This window comes from Micromonospora sp. NPDC049580 (assembly GCF_040675595.1).
Classification (GTDB): Bacteria; Actinomycetota; Actinomycetes; order Mycobacteriales; family Micromonosporaceae; genus Micromonospora.
This window is the reverse complement of the sequence record NZ_JBFAPG010000101.1, coordinates 1-15,817: the sequence shown is the minus strand read 5'-3', so window position 1 is coordinate 15,817 and position 15,817 is coordinate 1. Positions and strand designations below refer to the sequence as shown.

General features: G+C 69.5%; 16 protein-coding genes and 1 pseudogene. 5 read left to right on the top strand and 12 right to left on the bottom strand.

Features of this window, described 5'->3' with window-relative positions; translation table 11 throughout:
• Together AB0J68_RS11740 and AB0J68_RS11735 are read left to right on the top strand one after the other, a co-directional pair.
• A pseudogene (locus AB0J68_RS11740) lies at positions 1 to 282 on the top strand (glutathione-dependent formaldehyde dehydrogenase); the annotation flags it as partial.
• A gap of 118 nt (positions 283 to 400) precedes the next feature.
• A complete protein-coding gene (locus AB0J68_RS11735; RefSeq protein ID WP_363938048.1) occupies positions 401 to 1,084 on the top strand; it encodes a TMEM175 family protein in 684 nt (227 codons plus the stop codon).
• 105 nt (positions 1,085 to 1,189) lie between these two features.
• Here the strand turns inward: AB0J68_RS11735 and AB0J68_RS11730 are convergent, their stop codons facing one another.
• A complete protein-coding gene (locus AB0J68_RS11730) occupies positions 1,190 to 2,017 on the bottom strand; it encodes an aldo/keto reductase (protein ID WP_355138362.1) in 828 nt (275 codons plus the stop codon).
• Positions 2,018 to 2,193: 176 nt separating this feature from the next.
• Here AB0J68_RS11730 and AB0J68_RS11725 point away from each other — a divergent pair, with 176 nt between their 5' ends.
• Positions 2,194 to 2,775 carry a type 1 glutamine amidotransferase domain-containing protein gene (locus tag AB0J68_RS11725; RefSeq protein WP_354857744.1) on the top strand — a complete coding sequence of 194 codons (582 nt, stop codon included), beginning with the start codon at positions 2,194 to 2,196 and terminating at the stop codon, positions 2,773 to 2,775.
• A gap of 95 nt (positions 2,776 to 2,870) precedes the next feature.
• Here the strand turns inward: AB0J68_RS11725 and AB0J68_RS11720 are convergent, their stop codons facing one another.
• From AB0J68_RS11720 to AB0J68_RS11685, 8 genes are all read right to left on the bottom strand, one after another.
• Positions 2,871 to 3,881, bottom strand: coding sequence for a mechanosensitive ion channel domain-containing protein (locus tag AB0J68_RS11720; protein ID WP_354857747.1), 1,011 nt, complete (start codon positions 3,879 to 3,881; stop codon positions 2,871 to 2,873).
• A gap of 299 nt (positions 3,882 to 4,180) precedes the next feature.
• Positions 4,181 to 5,833 (bottom strand): serine/threonine-protein kinase, encoded by a 1,653-nt coding sequence (locus AB0J68_RS11715; RefSeq protein WP_363938044.1) that lies wholly within the window; start codon positions 5,831 to 5,833, stop codon positions 4,181 to 4,183.
• Positions 5,834 to 5,956: 123 nt separating this feature from the next.
• Positions 5,957 to 6,685 carry an anti-sigma factor gene (locus AB0J68_RS11710; protein ID WP_354857751.1) on the bottom strand — a complete coding sequence of 243 codons (729 nt, stop codon included), beginning with the start codon at positions 6,683 to 6,685 and terminating at the stop codon, positions 5,957 to 5,959.
• The gene (gene sigK / locus AB0J68_RS11705; protein WP_355066589.1) at positions 6,682 to 7,308 is read right to left on the bottom strand and encodes an ECF RNA polymerase sigma factor SigK; all 627 of its coding nucleotides are present in this window, start codon (positions 7,306 to 7,308) and stop codon (positions 6,682 to 6,684) included. Before sigK ends, AB0J68_RS11710 begins: the two co-directional genes overlap by 4 nt.
• A gap of 50 nt (positions 7,309 to 7,358) precedes the next feature.
• Positions 7,359 to 7,982, bottom strand: coding sequence for a class F sortase (locus AB0J68_RS11700; protein ID WP_363938041.1), 624 nt, complete (start codon positions 7,980 to 7,982; stop codon positions 7,359 to 7,361).
• Between the two features lie 79 nt (positions 7,983 to 8,061).
• Positions 8,062 to 8,850: a hypothetical protein gene (locus AB0J68_RS11695; RefSeq protein ID WP_354857757.1), complete on the bottom strand. Its 789-nt coding sequence runs from the start codon at positions 8,848 to 8,850 to the stop codon at positions 8,062 to 8,064.
• Between the two features lie 116 nt (positions 8,851 to 8,966).
• On the bottom strand, positions 8,967 to 10,490 hold the full coding sequence (locus AB0J68_RS11690) for a molybdopterin-dependent oxidoreductase (RefSeq protein WP_363938038.1): 1,524 nt from the start codon (positions 10,488 to 10,490) through the stop codon (positions 8,967 to 8,969).
• A gap of 59 nt (positions 10,491 to 10,549) precedes the next feature.
• Positions 10,550 to 11,179, bottom strand: coding sequence for a fasciclin domain-containing protein (locus tag AB0J68_RS11685; protein ID WP_355066592.1), 630 nt, complete (start codon positions 11,177 to 11,179; stop codon positions 10,550 to 10,552).
• 151 nt (positions 11,180 to 11,330) lie between these two features.
• Between AB0J68_RS11685 and AB0J68_RS11680 the strand changes: the two genes are divergently transcribed.
• Positions 11,331 to 12,170, top strand: a complete 840-nt coding sequence (locus AB0J68_RS11680; RefSeq protein ID WP_363938035.1) for a helix-turn-helix domain-containing protein — start codon at positions 11,331 to 11,333, stop codon at positions 12,168 to 12,170.
• A 66-nt stretch (positions 12,171 to 12,236) separates the two neighbouring features.
• Positions 12,237 to 12,818, top strand: a complete 582-nt coding sequence (locus tag AB0J68_RS11675; RefSeq protein ID WP_355138356.1) for a dihydrofolate reductase family protein — start codon at positions 12,237 to 12,239, stop codon at positions 12,816 to 12,818.
• Positions 12,819 to 13,083: 265 nt separating this feature from the next.
• On the opposite strand, the gene AB0J68_RS11670 is transcribed toward AB0J68_RS11675, so the two are convergent.
• The 3 genes from AB0J68_RS11670 to AB0J68_RS11660 form a co-directional block, all read right to left on the bottom strand.
• Positions 13,084 to 13,743, bottom strand: a complete 660-nt coding sequence (locus AB0J68_RS11670; protein ID WP_354857770.1) for a VTT domain-containing protein — start codon at positions 13,741 to 13,743, stop codon at positions 13,084 to 13,086.
• A 57-nt stretch (positions 13,744 to 13,800) separates the two neighbouring features.
• A complete protein-coding gene (locus AB0J68_RS11665) occupies positions 13,801 to 14,355 on the bottom strand; it encodes a phosphatase PAP2 family protein (RefSeq protein WP_363938032.1) in 555 nt (184 codons plus the stop codon).
• A 119-nt stretch (positions 14,356 to 14,474) separates the two neighbouring features.
• A partial coding sequence (locus AB0J68_RS11660) for a HAMP domain-containing sensor histidine kinase (protein WP_363938029.1) occupies positions 14,475 to 15,817 on the bottom strand: 1,343 nt, incomplete at its 5' end.

Here is a 15,817-nt window from a genome sequence, read left to right as displayed (position 1 = left end):
CTGTCCTGCCGCAGCGGTGGCATCGTGTCGGTGATCGGCGTGTACGGCGGTCTGCTGGACAAGTTTCCCGCCGGCGCGTGGATGAACCGCGCGCTGACCCTGCGTACCGGCCAGTGCCACGTGCAGCGCTACATGAAGCCGCTGCTGCAGCGCATCGAGCGTGGGGAGATCGATCCGACCCGGGTCATCACCCACACCCTGTCGCTGGACGAGGCAGAACGCGGCTTCGAGATGTTCAAGAACAAGCAGGACAACTGCGAGAAGGTTGTCCTCAAACCCTGACGGATCACTTGCATCCGGCCGCCGCGCGCGCACGGCGGCCGGCCGGATGCGGCGTCCTCCCGGTGTGGAGCGCCGCGCCCGGCAGTTTGCGGCGGACGACACTGGGTAGGCGCGCTTGGTGAGCGGGTCAGACACGGACCTGGGCACCCGGTCGGACACCAGCCGTGCCGTGGCGTTCAGCGATGCCATCTTCGCCATCATCATCACACTGCTGGTCCTGGACCTCCGGGTACCGGACGTACCACCCGGCCACCTCCTGTCCGGCCTGCTCAACCAGTGGCCGTCGTATGGCGCGTATCTCGCGTCCTACTCGTACGTGGCCGTCGTCTGGCTCAATCACAAGGCGGCGTTCAACCGCATTCAGCAGACCGATCGCGGCCTGCACTGGGTGAACCTGTTCGTGCTGTTCAGCACGGCCCTGCTACCGTTTCCGACCGCCGTCGTGTCGCACGCGCTGCAGGAGCACAACAACGCGGACCAGCGCGTGGCCGTCGCCTTTTACGCGTTGATCGGCGCGTTGCTGTGCGCAAGCTGGCTGGCGTTCTACCACTACCTGGCCCGAAGCCCCGACTTGCTGAAGGAACAGGTCAGAGACGACTTCTTTCACGTCGAGCGATTCCGGGCCCTCGCCGGGGTCGTCCTGTACGTCCTCGCGGGGGTAGTCGGCTACCTGGTGGCGCCGTTGCTCGGCCTCGCCATATTTCTCCTTCTGCCCGTCTTCTACGCGATCACCAGCGCTGGCCTGTACCAGTTCGGGGTGATTCGCCGGATCACTCGCCGACCTGGCCGACGAAGAGGCTGAAGGCGGCGGGCCAGCCGCGGTTCTACCCGGCGGGCGCGAGCACCCGCCGGGTTCCGGGTTCGAGGGCATTCCCACAAGCCCACCCTCAGTCGGAGGTTGGTGACGCTACAAGATCTCGAGCGGTTGCGGGCCGGTCGGCGGCGGGAACGCGGTGTCGAGTGCCGCTACGTCCTCCTCCGTCAGCTGCAGGTCTCGCGCTTCCGCGTTCTCCCGGGTGTGTTCGGGGTTGGACGATCGGGGGATGGCCGCCACCGTTTCCTGCCGCAGCACCCAGGCCAGCGCCACCTGGGCCGGGGTGGCCTCGTGCCGGGCGGCGATCTCCGCGATCTGGGAGTGGCCGAGCAGTCGACCCTGCTCGATCGGCGAGTAGGCCATCACCGGGATCCGGTGCTCGCGTAGCCACGGCAGCAGGTCATATTCCGGACCGCGGCGGGTGAGGTTGTACAGGATCTGATTGGTCGCGCAGTCTTGCCCGCCCGCCGTCTCGAGTAGCTCCGTCATGTCGGAAAGATCGAAGTTGCTCACGCCCCACTGCCCGATGTCACCGGCGTCGACGAGTTCCGCGAACGCCTCGATGGTCTCCGCGAGTGGATGCGAGCCGCGCCAGTGCAGCAGGTAGAGGTCGATGTGGTCGACGCCGAGTCGTTGCAGGCTGCGGCGGCAGGCCTGCACGGTTCCCCGTCGGCTGGCGTTGGACGGCAGCACCTTGTCGACCAGAAAGACGTCGTCGCGTCGTCCGGTGATCGCCTCGCCGACGAGTTCCTCGGAAGCGCCGTCACCGTACATCTCCGCAGTGTCGATCATGGTCAAGCCCAGGTCGAGCCCGGTGTGTAGGGCGGCGATCTCGTCCCGCCGCTTTGCGGGGCGCTCACCCAGGTACCAGGTTCCCTGGCCGAGCACGGGCATGGTTTGGCCGGACGGCAGCTCGATCATTTGTCGACCTTCCTGAGCCTGAATACGAGTAGGTTGCCTGCGTTACCCGCTGCGACAGGCAGCACACCCACGGGCGGCGTTCGCTGGCCCGTTTGTGGGTGCCCGCACCGGGAAGGCGACCCGGGAGTGAGCGATGCGCCGCCGACGGGGTGGCGCCGCGAAGGGGAGGCCGCAGAATGGCGCAGAGCCAGCAGCCACTGACCGGCAAGCGAGTTGCTTGCCTCGCCGCTGACGGGGTGGAGGACGTGGAATACACCCAGTCCCGGGCCGCCGCAGAGCAGGCCGGAGCCGAGGTCCACCTGATCTCGTTGCAATCCGGCGAGATCCAGTCGATGAACCAGGACATCAATCCGGCCAACCGATATCACGTGGACCGGACCGTGAACGAGGCCGATGCGGCCGACTATGACGCCCTGTTGCTGCCAGGCGGGACTGTCAACCCCGACCGGCTCCGGATGAACCCGCAGGCGATGGACTTCGTCCGAGCGTTCTTTCAGCAGAACAAGCCGGTGGCGGCGATCTGCCACGGCCCCTGGTCGCTGGTCGAGACCGGAATGGTCAACGGTCGGACCGTCACCTCGTTCCCCAGCCTGCGCACCGACATCCGCAACGCTGGCGGAAACTGGGTGGACCAACAGGTGCAGGTCGACAACGGCCTGGTCACCAGCCGCAACCCCAGCGACCTCCCAGCCTTCTGCTCGAAAATGGTCGAGGAGTTCGCCGAGGGCAAACACGTCCGCCAGATGTCGACAGCCTGACTCGATGGGGCTCAGGGCCGGGAGGATCAGCCCGGCCCCGAGCGCTGCCCGGCGGCTGACCCAGCGCAACGGCGGGGCCGAAAGAGACCCGCCGGTCACGGCTGGTACTGGTTGCGGGTGCGGGGCAACCACTGGGGGTGCTGGTCACGCAGATAGCGGATCAGTCCCTCGCGTAGGTCGCAGCTCAGGTCCCAGGCGCTGGCGCCGTCCGCAGCTGAGGCCTGCACCTGGATGATCACGGTCTGCGCGGTGGCGTCGACCATCTGGAGCACCCACTGGCTGCGATCCCACAGCGGTGCGGACTCGACCAGTCGGCGTACCTCCCGGCGCAGGTCGTTAAGGTCCGCGGTGTGGTCGACATGGATCTGGATCTTGCCGATCACCCGCGACTCGTTGCGGGTCCAGTTCTGAAACGGCCGCTCGGTGAAGTACGTGGTCGGCAGGATGAGTATCCGTTCGTCCCAGAGCCGGATCACCACGTTGGTCAGCTTCACCTCCTCGACCCGGCCCCATTCGCCTTCCACCACCAACACGTCGCCGACGTGCAGCCCGTCGGCGAAGGCGACCTGGATGCCGGCGAACGCGTTGGCGAGCGCGGTTCGGGCGGAGAGGCCGATCACCGCGCCGACCACCCCGGCCGAGGTCAGAATGGAGACGCCGAAGAGGCGTACCGGCCGGAAGGTGATCAGGATCAGGCCGATCGCAACGATCGTGACGACGACCACCGTGAGCCGCCGCACCGGACGGATCTGGGTCCGGGCCCGCCGGGCCCGCCGGCTCCTGGTCACATCATTCGGCAGTCGACTGAACACGACCGCCTCGGCCACCTGCAACACCCTGACCACCAGCCACGCACCGACGGCGATCAGGGTCAGCAGGATGGCGTGCCGCAGATAACGCTGCCACCCGGTCAGTCCGGGCGGCAGCGCGTAGTACACCACCCAGACCAGCAGGACCGCGGCCGCCGGGCGGCGGCAGGCGAGCCGCAGCGGCTCCAGCAGCCACTTGTAGCGGCCACGGGCAACCCGGCGAGCCAGCACGCCGGAGACCAGGTCCACGACCACGGCCGCCGCCAGCGCGGCCAACACGATCAACGCGGTACGCATCAGTTGCCGTTCACCGTGATCCTGATGCCACCTTTCCCTGGCTCGCTGCCCAGTCCACGGGCCCAGGGTGCCATCCGGTCCGGTGGCGGGCGGCGAACATCGACAAACAACCGCCGAACGGGCCTGCGTCAGCCGCCCGACGGTGGCTTCCGGGTTGCCGGCCTGGCAGCGCCGATCCGCCACCGCCTACGGGCGGGTGACCGTGGAGCGGGGCGTCGGCCATGCGCGGCATTCGGCGGCCCGCCGCGAACGCAACTGGAACTGGCTGCGATGGAGGTGACCACGTTCGGGCACACGGGTCAGTCGAGGCGGAAGCTTGCGAGGGCCAGTCGTTGCAGAGGCTCCGTCGCGGTCCACTGGCTGTCCTGGGTCATCCAGGACAGGCTGTGGGCACGGGTCCTGCTGTCATTGACCAGCAGCCGCCGGACGTGCAGCCGCACACCGCCGGCCTGGTCGCAGGTGTACTCCCACTCCGCGGCGCCACCCGCGCGGATGACCGGCCCGATGCTGATCTTCTGGTAGCCGGAAAGCGCCCCGGTCTTCACCGCCTCGCGCTCTGCGGCGGCCCACTGCTTCGAGGGTGTGGGGGAAGCTTCGGCGGTGAGGTCGACAGCGATGGCTCGCACCTCGGCGGGGTCGCGGAAGCAGACAGTTTCGCCCTCGGTGTGCCGGGTCCATCCGTGCGGAACTGCCACCAGGAAGCGGGCCGGGTCCTGGTGCCAAGCCCATCCGTCGGGCAGCGCGTACGGGAGCGGTGCGGTGGGTTCCTGCAGAGGCTCGGCCTCGCTGGAGGCGTCATCGTCCAGGCAGAGGTGGGCGGGCACTTCCGCACTGGTCGACTCCATCGCGCCGGCCGCCGCACCGCCCGGGTCGACGGCCGGCACGCCGTCCTGGCCACGCAGGCCGCCGAGAACGGCACCGGCTGCCGTGACAATGATGGCCACGACCGTCAACAGTCCCAACACTGCGCCAGCGAACGCCCAGCCGGTCGTCCGGTCGCGGGTGTTCGACGCCCTCGCCGTGATGACCGTGGTGTCGATCGCGTCCTCGGCGATCGGCACCGGCGGCGTGGTGGTCCGCGACCGCCGCGGCGGTCGGGTGGACATCCGCCACCGGCGGCGCGCCCGGGGCACCGGCACGGGCTCGATCGGTACGGTCGCCTCGGCCACCTGCTCCAGCAGGGCGCGGGCCTCGTACGCGGACAGACGCTGACGGGGATTGCGCAGCAGGAGTCCAGTGACCGCCGGTTCGAGTGGCAGGACGCTCATCCGGTCGGGCGCCTCGGTGGCCAGAGCGGCGAGTGTGGCCAGGGTCGAGGGCCGGGTCCACGGTGGGCGGCCCTCCGCGGCCAGGTAGAGCGTCGCGCCGAGAGCCCACAGGTCCGAGGCGGGGGTGGCCCTGCCATCGCGAGCGCGCTCCGGCGCGACGTACTGGTTCCTCGACAGGTTCGCCGCACTGACGGTCGCCGGGCTGTGGCTGTCGAAGATCGACAGGCCGAACCCGCCGAGCATGACGCGCCCGTCGTCGCCGAGCAGCACGTTCTGCGGACAGAGCTCCCGATGCACCACACCCATCTCGTGTGCGGCGTTCAGTGCGGCGAGCAGGTGCAGCCCGACCCGCGCCACCTCGACCGGCGTCAGCGGGCCGTCGGCGGCAACCACCTCGGGCAGGGACCGGGAGGGCACGTACTCCAGCCCGTCGGCGCTCAGCACGTCCCACATCCCCATCACGCTCGGGTGGTCCAGCCCGGCCAGTCCACGAACCTCGGCCAGCGTCCGCTCGTGCAACCGGGACCGTTCCGCGTCGCTCGCCCATCCCGGCACGGCGATCTGCTTGAGCGCGACGTCTCGGTCGAGCACCTCGTCGCGGGCCAGCCAGGCCCGTCCCGGAGTGGCAGGGTCCTCGATCGGCAGGAGCCTGCGGTACCGGCCGGCGAGCAGCTCGTCATCCATGCTGGTGATTCGGAGCGGTCCACCGCTCGGATGGGTGGATGAGCGGGAAGCACATCGGCCGTCGGTGCGGACCGGCTGGACCGGCTGACGGTGTGACCGCAGCCGGCCCGTGCTCAGCTCAGCTCAGCTCAGCTCGACCGTACCCACGATTCGCGTGGGGGCGACGGAGCCGCCCGCGGGCTCGTTGGAAACGCCGAAGGTTGCCGCCTCGGCGACCGGGCCGATGACCGTGGTCGACGCCCTGGCGCCCTCGGCTAGTCGCCCCACCTTGCGGGGTTCGCTGCCGCGGATGAGCCAGAGCTCGTAGATCCGCCCGGGGCCGGGTTCCGGCAGGTCGCGCAGCAGCACCACCCCTCGGTCTCGGTCGCGGGAGACCACCACGGTCGCGGAGCCGCCGGGCTGCAGCGACCGCTCGAACACCCGGGCGTCCGGGGCGTCCAGGACGGCGGCGATCTGCCGAGCCTGGTCGCTGCTGGCCTGCTCGTCGCTGATCCGATCATTGCTCACGGTCCAGGTGACCGCGCTCGCGCCGCCGGCCACGAGGACGGCCGCGGCGGCAGCCACGGTGATCCGTCGCCACCTGCTTGCCTGCCGTCTGGCGCTGTCTCCTGCGGCAGCCGAGCGCAACTGCGGGGTGCGCGCCGCCTGGGTGAGGGTGCGCTCCCGTAACCCCGGGGGTGTGGCCTCGACGACGGTGTCGTCGGCGAGCCGTGCGACCGTCTCCCGTAATTCGGTCACCTCCAGGCGGCACGACTCGCAGTCCGCCAGGTGCCGCTCGAACGCCGCCCTCTCGAGGTCGTCGACCGCGTTCAGGGCGTACGCGCCGGCGAGGGTGTGGATGTCGGCGCTCATGCCCGTCCCTCCATTTCGATTCCCAGGCAGTCACGCATCCGGATCAGTCCGTCGCGCATCCGCGTCTTCACCGTCGGCAGCGGGGTCTTCAGCTTTTCGGCGACCTCCCGGTAGGTGTGGCCGCCGTAGTAGGCCAGGGCCACCGCCTCCCGTTGGACCGGCGTCAGCCGGCCCAGGCACCGGCGGACCTGTTCCCGCTCCAACCGGGCGGTGACGTCCTCGACAACCTCGTCATAGGGGACATGCGTCTCGGTCGCGGCGACCTGCAGGGTGCGGTTGGTGTGGGCCTGCTCGGAACGCACTCGATCCACCGCCCGGCGGTGCGCCATGGTCAGAATCCAGGCTGAGGCTGAGCCACGACCGGCCTCGAAGCGGCCAGCGGTGCGCCACACCTCGACCATCACCTCCTGCGTCACCTCCTCGGCCTGCGCCGGGTCGCGCACGACGCGGCGGGTCAGCCCGAGGACGCGGCCCGCCATCGTGTCGTACAGCGCCGCGAACGCCGCCTCGTCGCCCCGTGCCACCCGAGTCAGCAGCTCGTCGGCGCTCGGTGGCGTCGGGGTGTCCGGCGGCACCGAACGTAGCCGCCGCGCCTGTTCCGGGTCACCGCTCATTCTCGGCATGTCCTCTCCTGTGCTGGCGGCCGTTCCGTGTGCCGCCGCGTACTCGAGTGCTAGGCGGCATGAGCGTGAGCGAGGCGCGCGTAGACGATGACATTGTCGCGATAGTGCTGAGTGGCGTCGTCGAACTCGCCGCCGCAGGTGATCAGGCGTAGCGCCGAATGGTCGGTAGCCCCGTACACCTCATCGGTGGGAAAGTCGTCCTTGGGATACTGCTCGACCTTGCTGACGGTGAACATCGCGGTGCTGCCGTCCTGACGGTTGACCGTTATCCCGGCGCCGACGGACAGCTTGCCCAGATCGAAGAACGTTCCACGACGGCCCTTCCAGTTGACGTGCCCGGCCAGCACGGCCGGACCGAGGGCCCCTGGCGTCGGTGCCTTGGTGAACCAGCCCACGTCGGTGGCGCTGTCCGGGACCTCCATCGCCCCGTCCGCCCGCAGGCCGAGGGCGACAATCGCGGCGGTGGCCTTCAGCGACGGGATCGACACCCGCGTTGGGGGCGAACTGGCCATCAGTGGTCCCGAGGTCAATTCACCCGGCTTGGTCGCCCGAGCGGGCGACGCCGTCGCGGCTGGGGCGGCAGCGGAGGCGTCGGGCCGAGGTGGCTCCCCAGCCCGGTCGGTCACCGCGAAGCCGATCGACACGGCCGCCGTCACGGTGAGGATGCCGGCCACCGCCAGGAGCGTGAAGCGCCCCCGGCGGCGTCCGGCCGGCACTGGTGCGTCGCCGGTGTCCATCACGAACGATTCCGGCTCAGCGCTCGCCGGCGAGCCGGCGTCGCGCGACGACCGCACCCGCGGCGCCGAGCAGCGCGAGGCCACCCACGGTGTACATCATCATCGGCGATCCACCGGAGGTGCTGCCATCGCCGGTGGCGACACCCCCGGCGGGTACGGACCCGGCGGCGGCACCGCTGACCATGCCGCACGTCGCGGGGTCGGTAGCCTCGGCGGGGATGCCGTTGACGCCGATGGACTTGGCGAACGTCGACTCCCCGAGAGCTTCCATGTCGTACTTACCGTTCTTGTTGGCGTCGATGCCGTGTTGCACGAGGTGCAGGTCCTTGAGGTGCTCGATGGTGCCCTTGGGCAGGTCGGCAGCGGGGATGGTGCGCTCGTAGCTGAGGTTGCCCTGCGCGTCGGCCTTCGGCATCCGGTCCACCGCCAAACCGCTGGCCTTGGTCGTGTCCCCGGTGGTGGTCAGCGAGATGAAGATGTCCCCGTACATCTTCAGGCCCTCCTCCGTGCTGACGAAGCCGTTGCCGTTGGTGTCGGCGGACTTGTCCGGGCAGTGGAAGTCCATACCGTTGGCCGCGCCGTGCACGTGCTGGGCGTGCGGCGAGTTCGGCGTCATGCCCTTCGACCGGATCATGACCTTCAGGTCGCCGCCACTCGTCGCGGTCAACGTCGCGGTACCGGTGGCACCGGTCTCGTTGAGGTCCTGCAGCTGGACCTGCACGCTCTCGTCGGCCTGCGCGACGCCCGGGAACGCGAGGACCAGCACGGCCGCTGGTAGGGCGAGCAGGGCTCGGGACAGTCTCACAACAGATCTCCGTCTCCGCCTGGGTACGGCGTTGATACTCACGTGCGGTCAGGAGGGATTCGTGGCGTGGTGGTCGCCGGATTGGTGCCGGACGGGGTTCTTTTCGGCCCGGGAGGTCAGGTGATGGTGACGGTGGTGCTGTGCCAGCCGGTCGCGCCGTCGGGGAAGGGCGCGGCCCGCTGGTCGGTCTGGGTCGCACCGGTGGCATCGGTGGCCCGTACCCGCAGCGTGTGGCTGCCAGGGGTGGCGTCCCAGCGGTAGGTCCACTGCCGCCACAGGTCCGGCGATGGGCCGTCGGCGAGGCGGGCCTGCCGCCACGGCCCGTCGTCGATCTGCACCTCGACGGCGGTGATCCCGCGCCGTTGCGCCCAGGCGACACCGGCGATCATGACGGGTCCGACGCGACGTTGGGCGAAGGGTTTCGGAGTGTCGATGCGAGATGCGGTCTTGACGGGTGCATCGGCTGCCCACCCGCGTTGGACCCAGTAGGGGTCGAACGCGTCGAAGGTGGTGACCTTCATCGAGGTGAGCCATTTGCAGGCGCCGACGTAACCGTAAAGGCCGGGCACGAGCATGCGGACGGGGAAGCCGTGTTCCAGGGGCAGGGGTTCGCCGTTCATGGCCACGGCCAGGAGCGCGTCGCGCCCGTCGAGGATCGCCTCGATCGGGGTGCCGATGGTCATGCCCTCCACCGAGCGGCTGACGAGCTGGTTCTGCCCGGGGCGTACGCCCGCTTCGCATAGCAGCGGTGCGAGGGGAACGCCGGTCCAGCGGGCTGTGCCGATGTAGGGACCACCGACCTCGTTCGAGACACAGTTGAGCGTGATGTCACGCTCCACGAGGCCACGGGCGAGAAGATCCTCGAATCTCCAGGTACGAGGGCGATCGACCGCTCCGTCGAGAGTCAACCGCCAGGTTTCAAGGTCGACCTGCGGGACGGTGAGAGCGGTGTCGACCCGGTAAAAGTCCCGGTTGGGGGTGACGAACGCCGAGGCCCCGTCCACGCCAACGGAGACACCGCCGGGTAGCGGCGGCGCCGGTCGCACTGGCGGCGGAATCCGAACGCCGGCGCGGGAACGGGCACCCACCGCGCTGCCGCGACCGACAGCCTGGCCGATCGCGGCCGCGACGCCGGCGGTCAGCGCTGCCCCCGTCGCCGTGGCCAGGAATTGACGGCGGTTGAGCAGCCGCGGCCGGCTCGACGCGGTGACCCTGACCGTCCGAGCGGCGCGCACCAACACCAGCATCGCCGCCATCCCGATGCCGACGCCCGCCAGGACCGGCAGGACGTCCGACGACGTCGCCCCCGGGCGGGACAGGATGGCGGCGACACCGACAGCAGCGAACACGGCGAGGCCAGCCAGACCGTAGCGGCGTCGTCGTAGCGCCGCCGCGCCGAGCAGAACCGCGGTCGGGGCGAGCAGGGCGTAGACGCCGACAAGGAGAGCGATCTTGTCGTTGGCGCCGAAGGTGCGGATGGCGAATGCCTTGACGCTCTGCGGTGCCAGGTCGATAGCGACGCCACCGACTGCCAGCACCGGGTCGGCGGCCGGATCGACCAGCGCCGCGAGGAGATGAGCCACGGCGAGGGCCACCCCGGCGGTCAACACGCCGACGACGAGGCCGCGAACGGCGGTCATGCTGAGGGACGGCCCCGGCCGGCGGTTCGCCGGCCGGCGCTCGATGTCGGTCGACGCCATCAGCTCTTGGGCATCAGAACGGTGTCAACGATGTACACGGTGGCGTTGGCCGTCGAGACATTCCCGCAGACCACCATCGAGGTGCCATTGACGGTGAACGACGAGCCGCTGCCGGTCACCACGAGCTCGCCGCCCTGCAACGTCTTGTGGGTGCCAGCCAGAGTGTCCGGCGACAACTGGGTCGGCACCACGTGGTAGGTCAGGACCTTCTTCAGCATGGCGTCGTCGGCCAGGACCTTGTCCAGATCCGCCTTCGGGATCTTGGCGAACGCGTCATTGGTCGGCGCGAACACCGTGACGCCCTGCGCGCCGTTGAGCGAGTCCACCAGGTTGGCCTTCTTGACCGCCGTCACCAGCGTCGAGAGCAGCGGATTGCCGGATGCGGCGGTGGCCACGGGCACCTTCGCCATCGCCTCGAAACTACCCGGGTTGGACGGATCGGCCGGCACGGCCGAGCACCCCGAGCCGAACTGACCCGACATCATCATCGAAGGCGAGGCCGAAGCCATCGGCGCGCTGGCCGACATGCTCGGCGCGCCGCTGGCGCTGTCCTCGCTGTCGGTACCGCCGCAGGCGGACAGGGCCAGCACCGCGATTACGCCAACCGTGGCAAACAGGCGCCGCTTCATACGAACTCCTCAGATGCTTGTACGTCATTGCTGCTGTCATGAGGCATTCGAGGCCGCCCTAGAGACGGATGGGCGCAAGGTGGAGAAATTTGACGCGCTCGACCGCCATGCCGGCGCGTGGTGCCGGCGGGGCGTCGGCGATGCTGTGAGCGTGGAGTACGTGTCCAGAGTGCCGCGACCGCCGCTGGACGGGCTGATCGACGACCTTTACTACCTGGAGGGTACGCCGCCGTACGCCCGGCTGACGCTGCCGCCGATGCCGGCGGCGTTGCTCATCGTCAATCTCGGACCGCCGTTCCGCATCCGCGCCGGCACAGACATCGAGACGGCCGAGTACGCCGACGGCTGCGTGGTCACCACGCCCACCCGCGCGTTCGAGTTCGGCTATCCACTCCGGACCCGGTCCGTCGGCGTGCACGTCAAGCCGTGGGGGCTGGCGCCGTTCCTGCCGATGCCCGCGGCCGAGCTGTGTGACCGGCCGGTGACGCTGGAGCAGGTCTGGGGCCGGCCCGCCGTCGCCGAGCTGCGAGACCGGCTGGCCACGGCGGACGGACCCCACGAGATGCTGACGCTGCTCGAGGAGGAGCTGATGCGACGGCTGTGCGAGACCGCTGGCCTGGGGCTGGTCCGCCACACGAGCAGCGTCATCGCGGCGACCAGCGGGGCGGTGGCGATCGGCGACCTGAGTGTCGCAGCCGGTGTCAGCAGCACCCATCTGGCGCAGCGGTTCAAGGAGCTCATCGGCGTCACGCCGAAGCGGCTGGCCCGCACCCACCGCTTCACCGCCACCGTGTTCGCGATCAACCCCGCCGGACCGATCGACTGGGGTGAGCTCGCCGGTGCTGCGGGCTACTTCGACCAGGCCCACTTCGGCCACGAGTTCCGGGCGTTCACCGGGCTCACTCCGACCCGGTACCTCGAAGTCCGGCGGCGGTTCCTGCGCGAACATCCCGGCCACGCGATGGACGGCTGGCCACTGCCGGCCGATTGATTTCCTACAAGAGCGACAGCTCACGGCGCGCTAACTTGAGGGCACCCCGAAGTAGAGGAGAGCCCCGTGGGCACAGTGGTCATGTACAGCTCGGTGTCCGTGGATGGCTTCATCGCGGACGAGAATGACCAGCCCGGGCCGCTGTTCGACTGGTTGACCAGCGGTGACGTCCCGTTGGACGAGGGCGGCGGGCTGAAAGTGTCACAGACGTCCTACGACTACACCCGGCCATACTGGGACCAGATCGGGGTGACAGTCGTCGGCCGCCACGTCTTCGACATGACGGACGGCTGGGACGGGAAGCCTCCGGGCGGGATCGACCACGTGGTCGTCGTGACGCACCGGCCGGCGCCCGAGGGCTGGGATCCCGAGGCGCCGTTCCACTTCGTCGACGGCGTCGAGGCAGCCATGGCCAAGGCACAGGAGCTTGCGGGTGACCGAGTGGTCGAGGTCGCCGCTGGCGACGTCGGTGGCCAGGTGCTTGCCGCGGGCCTGATCGACGAGGTGCGCACGGACGTCGTACCCGTCGTGTTCGGGTCCGGCAAGCGCTACTTCGGGTCGGTCCACGCGCAGCACCTGTTGGAGGATCCTGACGTGGTGATTCACGGCAACCGGGTGCTTCACCTGCGCTATCGGGTGCGCCGCTGACCGATCTGAGCGGGTACGCGAAGAAGCCTGCCGGAGTTCCCGCCGCTGGATCCCCAAGCAGACGACGCCGGTCGTGGTACGCACCCTACTGATCACCGGTGGCGGAAATGAACGAACCGCCTCCTGGTGCCTGGACGGCCTTACGCGCCGGACGGGATGTCTGCACATCAGCGACATGATCTTCTGGCCCGCCGGCCGCTCCCGGACAGCCGAGGACATCGTCGACCACGCTTGGTCCTGCACGCCGATCAGCCTGTAACAACCCCTACGACGAGCGGGCGGAGGTCCGGGCGGTGCTCCAGCGGGATCGGAGGAGCTGGATTCCGATCGGTAGGACGGAGACCACGACGATGCCGATCAGGATGATCTCGATGTTGGCCTTGACGAACGCGACCTGGCCGAGGAAGTAGCCCAGGACGGTTACGCCGACGCCCCAGAGGGCCCCGCCGATGATGTTGTAGGCCAGGAACGTCCGGTAGCGCATGTGGCTGACTCCGGCGATAATTGGGGTGAACGTCCGCACAATCGGCACGAACCGGGCCAGCACCACGGACCGGGCTCCATGGCGGTCGAAGAAGTCGTTGGCCCGGTGCACGTTCTCCTGCTTGAACAGGCGGGAGTTGGGTCGGCGGAACAGGCTCGGGCCGACTCGCCTGCCGAACAGGTACCCCACCTGATCCCCGGCGATCGCGGCCACGGCCACCAGCAGGCAGAGCAGCCAGAGCGGTTGGTGCAGGTAGTGGCCGTCGGCGACGAGAAGCCCGGCGGTGAACAGCAGCGAGTCACCCGGCAGGAAGAACCCGATCAGCAGCCCTGACTCGGCGAACACGATCGCGAGGATGCCGATCAGCCCGAAGGTGGAGATCAACCACTCCGGGTCGAGGAAGCTGGGCCCCGCAGCCGCCGAAGCGAGGGACGTTGACACGAAATAACCTCCGAGGGGTGTGGTGCGTAATCGGGCGGTGCGGGCGGGCAAGAGTGATCAGTGATTGCTGGTCGCAGCCCGTGGACGGTGTTGGTGGGCGCGCCAACCGAGGACGCGTGCGGCAAGCGCGATGATCAGAACCGCTCCCCCGCCGATGACCGCGCCGGCGAGGATGTCGGCTGGGTAGTGCACGCCCGCCCAGACTCGGGCGAAGCCGATGACAGCGGCCAGCACCGAGAGCAGTAACCCCCAGCGCCAGGACAGGAACACCCCGACGGCGAAGGCCACCGCGAAAGCCGCCGTGGCGTGGTCGCTGGGCAGCGACCCTCCTGGGTCGTGTGGGATCAGCTGATGCACGGGATGCGTCTGAAACGGGCGGGCCTCGTTGCTGGCACGTGCGACCACCTGACCGGCGGCGAACGCCAAGGCCAGCGACGCCCCGACGCGGACGAGTAGCGGCCAACCACGCGATCTCAGGCCGAGCAGCAGCGCGAACGCCGCCACGGCGCCGAGGGGGTAGATCAGCCAGACAGCGCACCACTCCAGCACGTCGTCGAGCGGATCACGATGTCCGGCAGCTGCGTTGATGAAGTGAAACAGGTGATAGTTCATCGGGCGTCCGATCCCGTCGCCGACCCGGCTCCCGTCGACCGGCTGGGCCCAGCCAATCTGTTCGCGACTGAGAGGACCCTGAAAGGCGAGGACACCGGCAGTCGCACACGCCCTGGGGGTCAGTCGCCCGGTTCGCTGTCGCCGGTCAGCGGCAGACGGATCTGGATCGTCATTCCGGGGCCAGGCAGCACCCGCACGGTCCCGCCGTGCGCCGCAACGATCTCCCGGGTGATCGGCAGGCCCAGACCACTTCCGCCGTCGGCGCGGGCCCTGCTCTCGTCGAGCCGGACGAACCGTTCGAAGATCCGTTCCCGCTGGGCGACCGGCACGCCCGGCCCATCGTCGGTGACCTCCAGGCATCCCCACCCGTCCTCGGCCCCGACCCGTAGGAGCACCTCGTGGCGTGCGTGGTGAGCGGCGTTGTCAGCGAGGTTGCGCAGCGCCCGCCCGAGGTCGTGGGCGTCGCCGGTCACCCGCACCGCGGTGAGCTGGGTTCGGACGGTCAGGTCCGGTCGGCGGGCGGAGAGGTGCTCCCGCTCGGTGTAGGCCAGGTCGTCGAGGTCGACGTCCTCACGGCGCAGGGTGAGCCCGTGTTCGTCGATACGGGCGAGGAGCAGCAGGTCGGCGACCAGCCTGCCCAGTCGCTGCGACTCTCGGCGCATCAGTCGGACCAGGTCGTCGTTCGCGCCAGGCAGGGGCGTCATCGTAAGGCGGTCGAGGCCGGCCTGCAGGGTTGCCAGCGGGCTGCGCAGTTCGTGGCTGGCGTCGGCGATGAACCGCCGTTGACTGGTCGCCGCCGTCTGCAGTCGGTCGAGCATGCTGTTCATCGTCTGCGCGAGTGCCGCCACCTCGTCGTGCGCTTGGGGCACCGGCACCCGGGCGTGCAGATCTCGGGCGGTGATGCCCGCTACCCGACGGCGAATCGCCTCCACCGGACGCAGCGACCGGCCAACGAACAGGAACACGGCCGCGCCGATCAGCAGCAGCATCGCCGGCAACCCGATGACCAGGATCGCGGCGATCACCTCGGTGCTCTCGTGGACTGGTCGCAACGACTGGGCCACCAGCACCGTCCGGGTGCCCGAGCTGGTGCCGACACCAATCGCGACCACCCGATAGGCGTCATCGTCCGCGAAGGGCAGCGTCCGCTGTTCCCGCAGCGTCTCGCCGGCAGCGGGACGCAGCCGGGACAGTGGCACGGCACCGTCGAGCGTCGGCGACGCCGCCTGCACCACACCCGACGGCGCCAGTACCTGCACCAGGCTCTGCTCCCCCGGACGGGGCTTCAGCGTCTGGGCGATGGCACCGGAGTCACCGCCAGCTACCGCCGTGGCCACCTCGGCGGCGCGTTGCCGGGCAGCCGCGTCCACGTTGCGGACCAGGTTGGCCCGGGCCAGGTAGACGAAGACGGCCGCGCCAATCCCGAAGACCACCGCCACCACCATGGTGGCGGCCAGCGCCG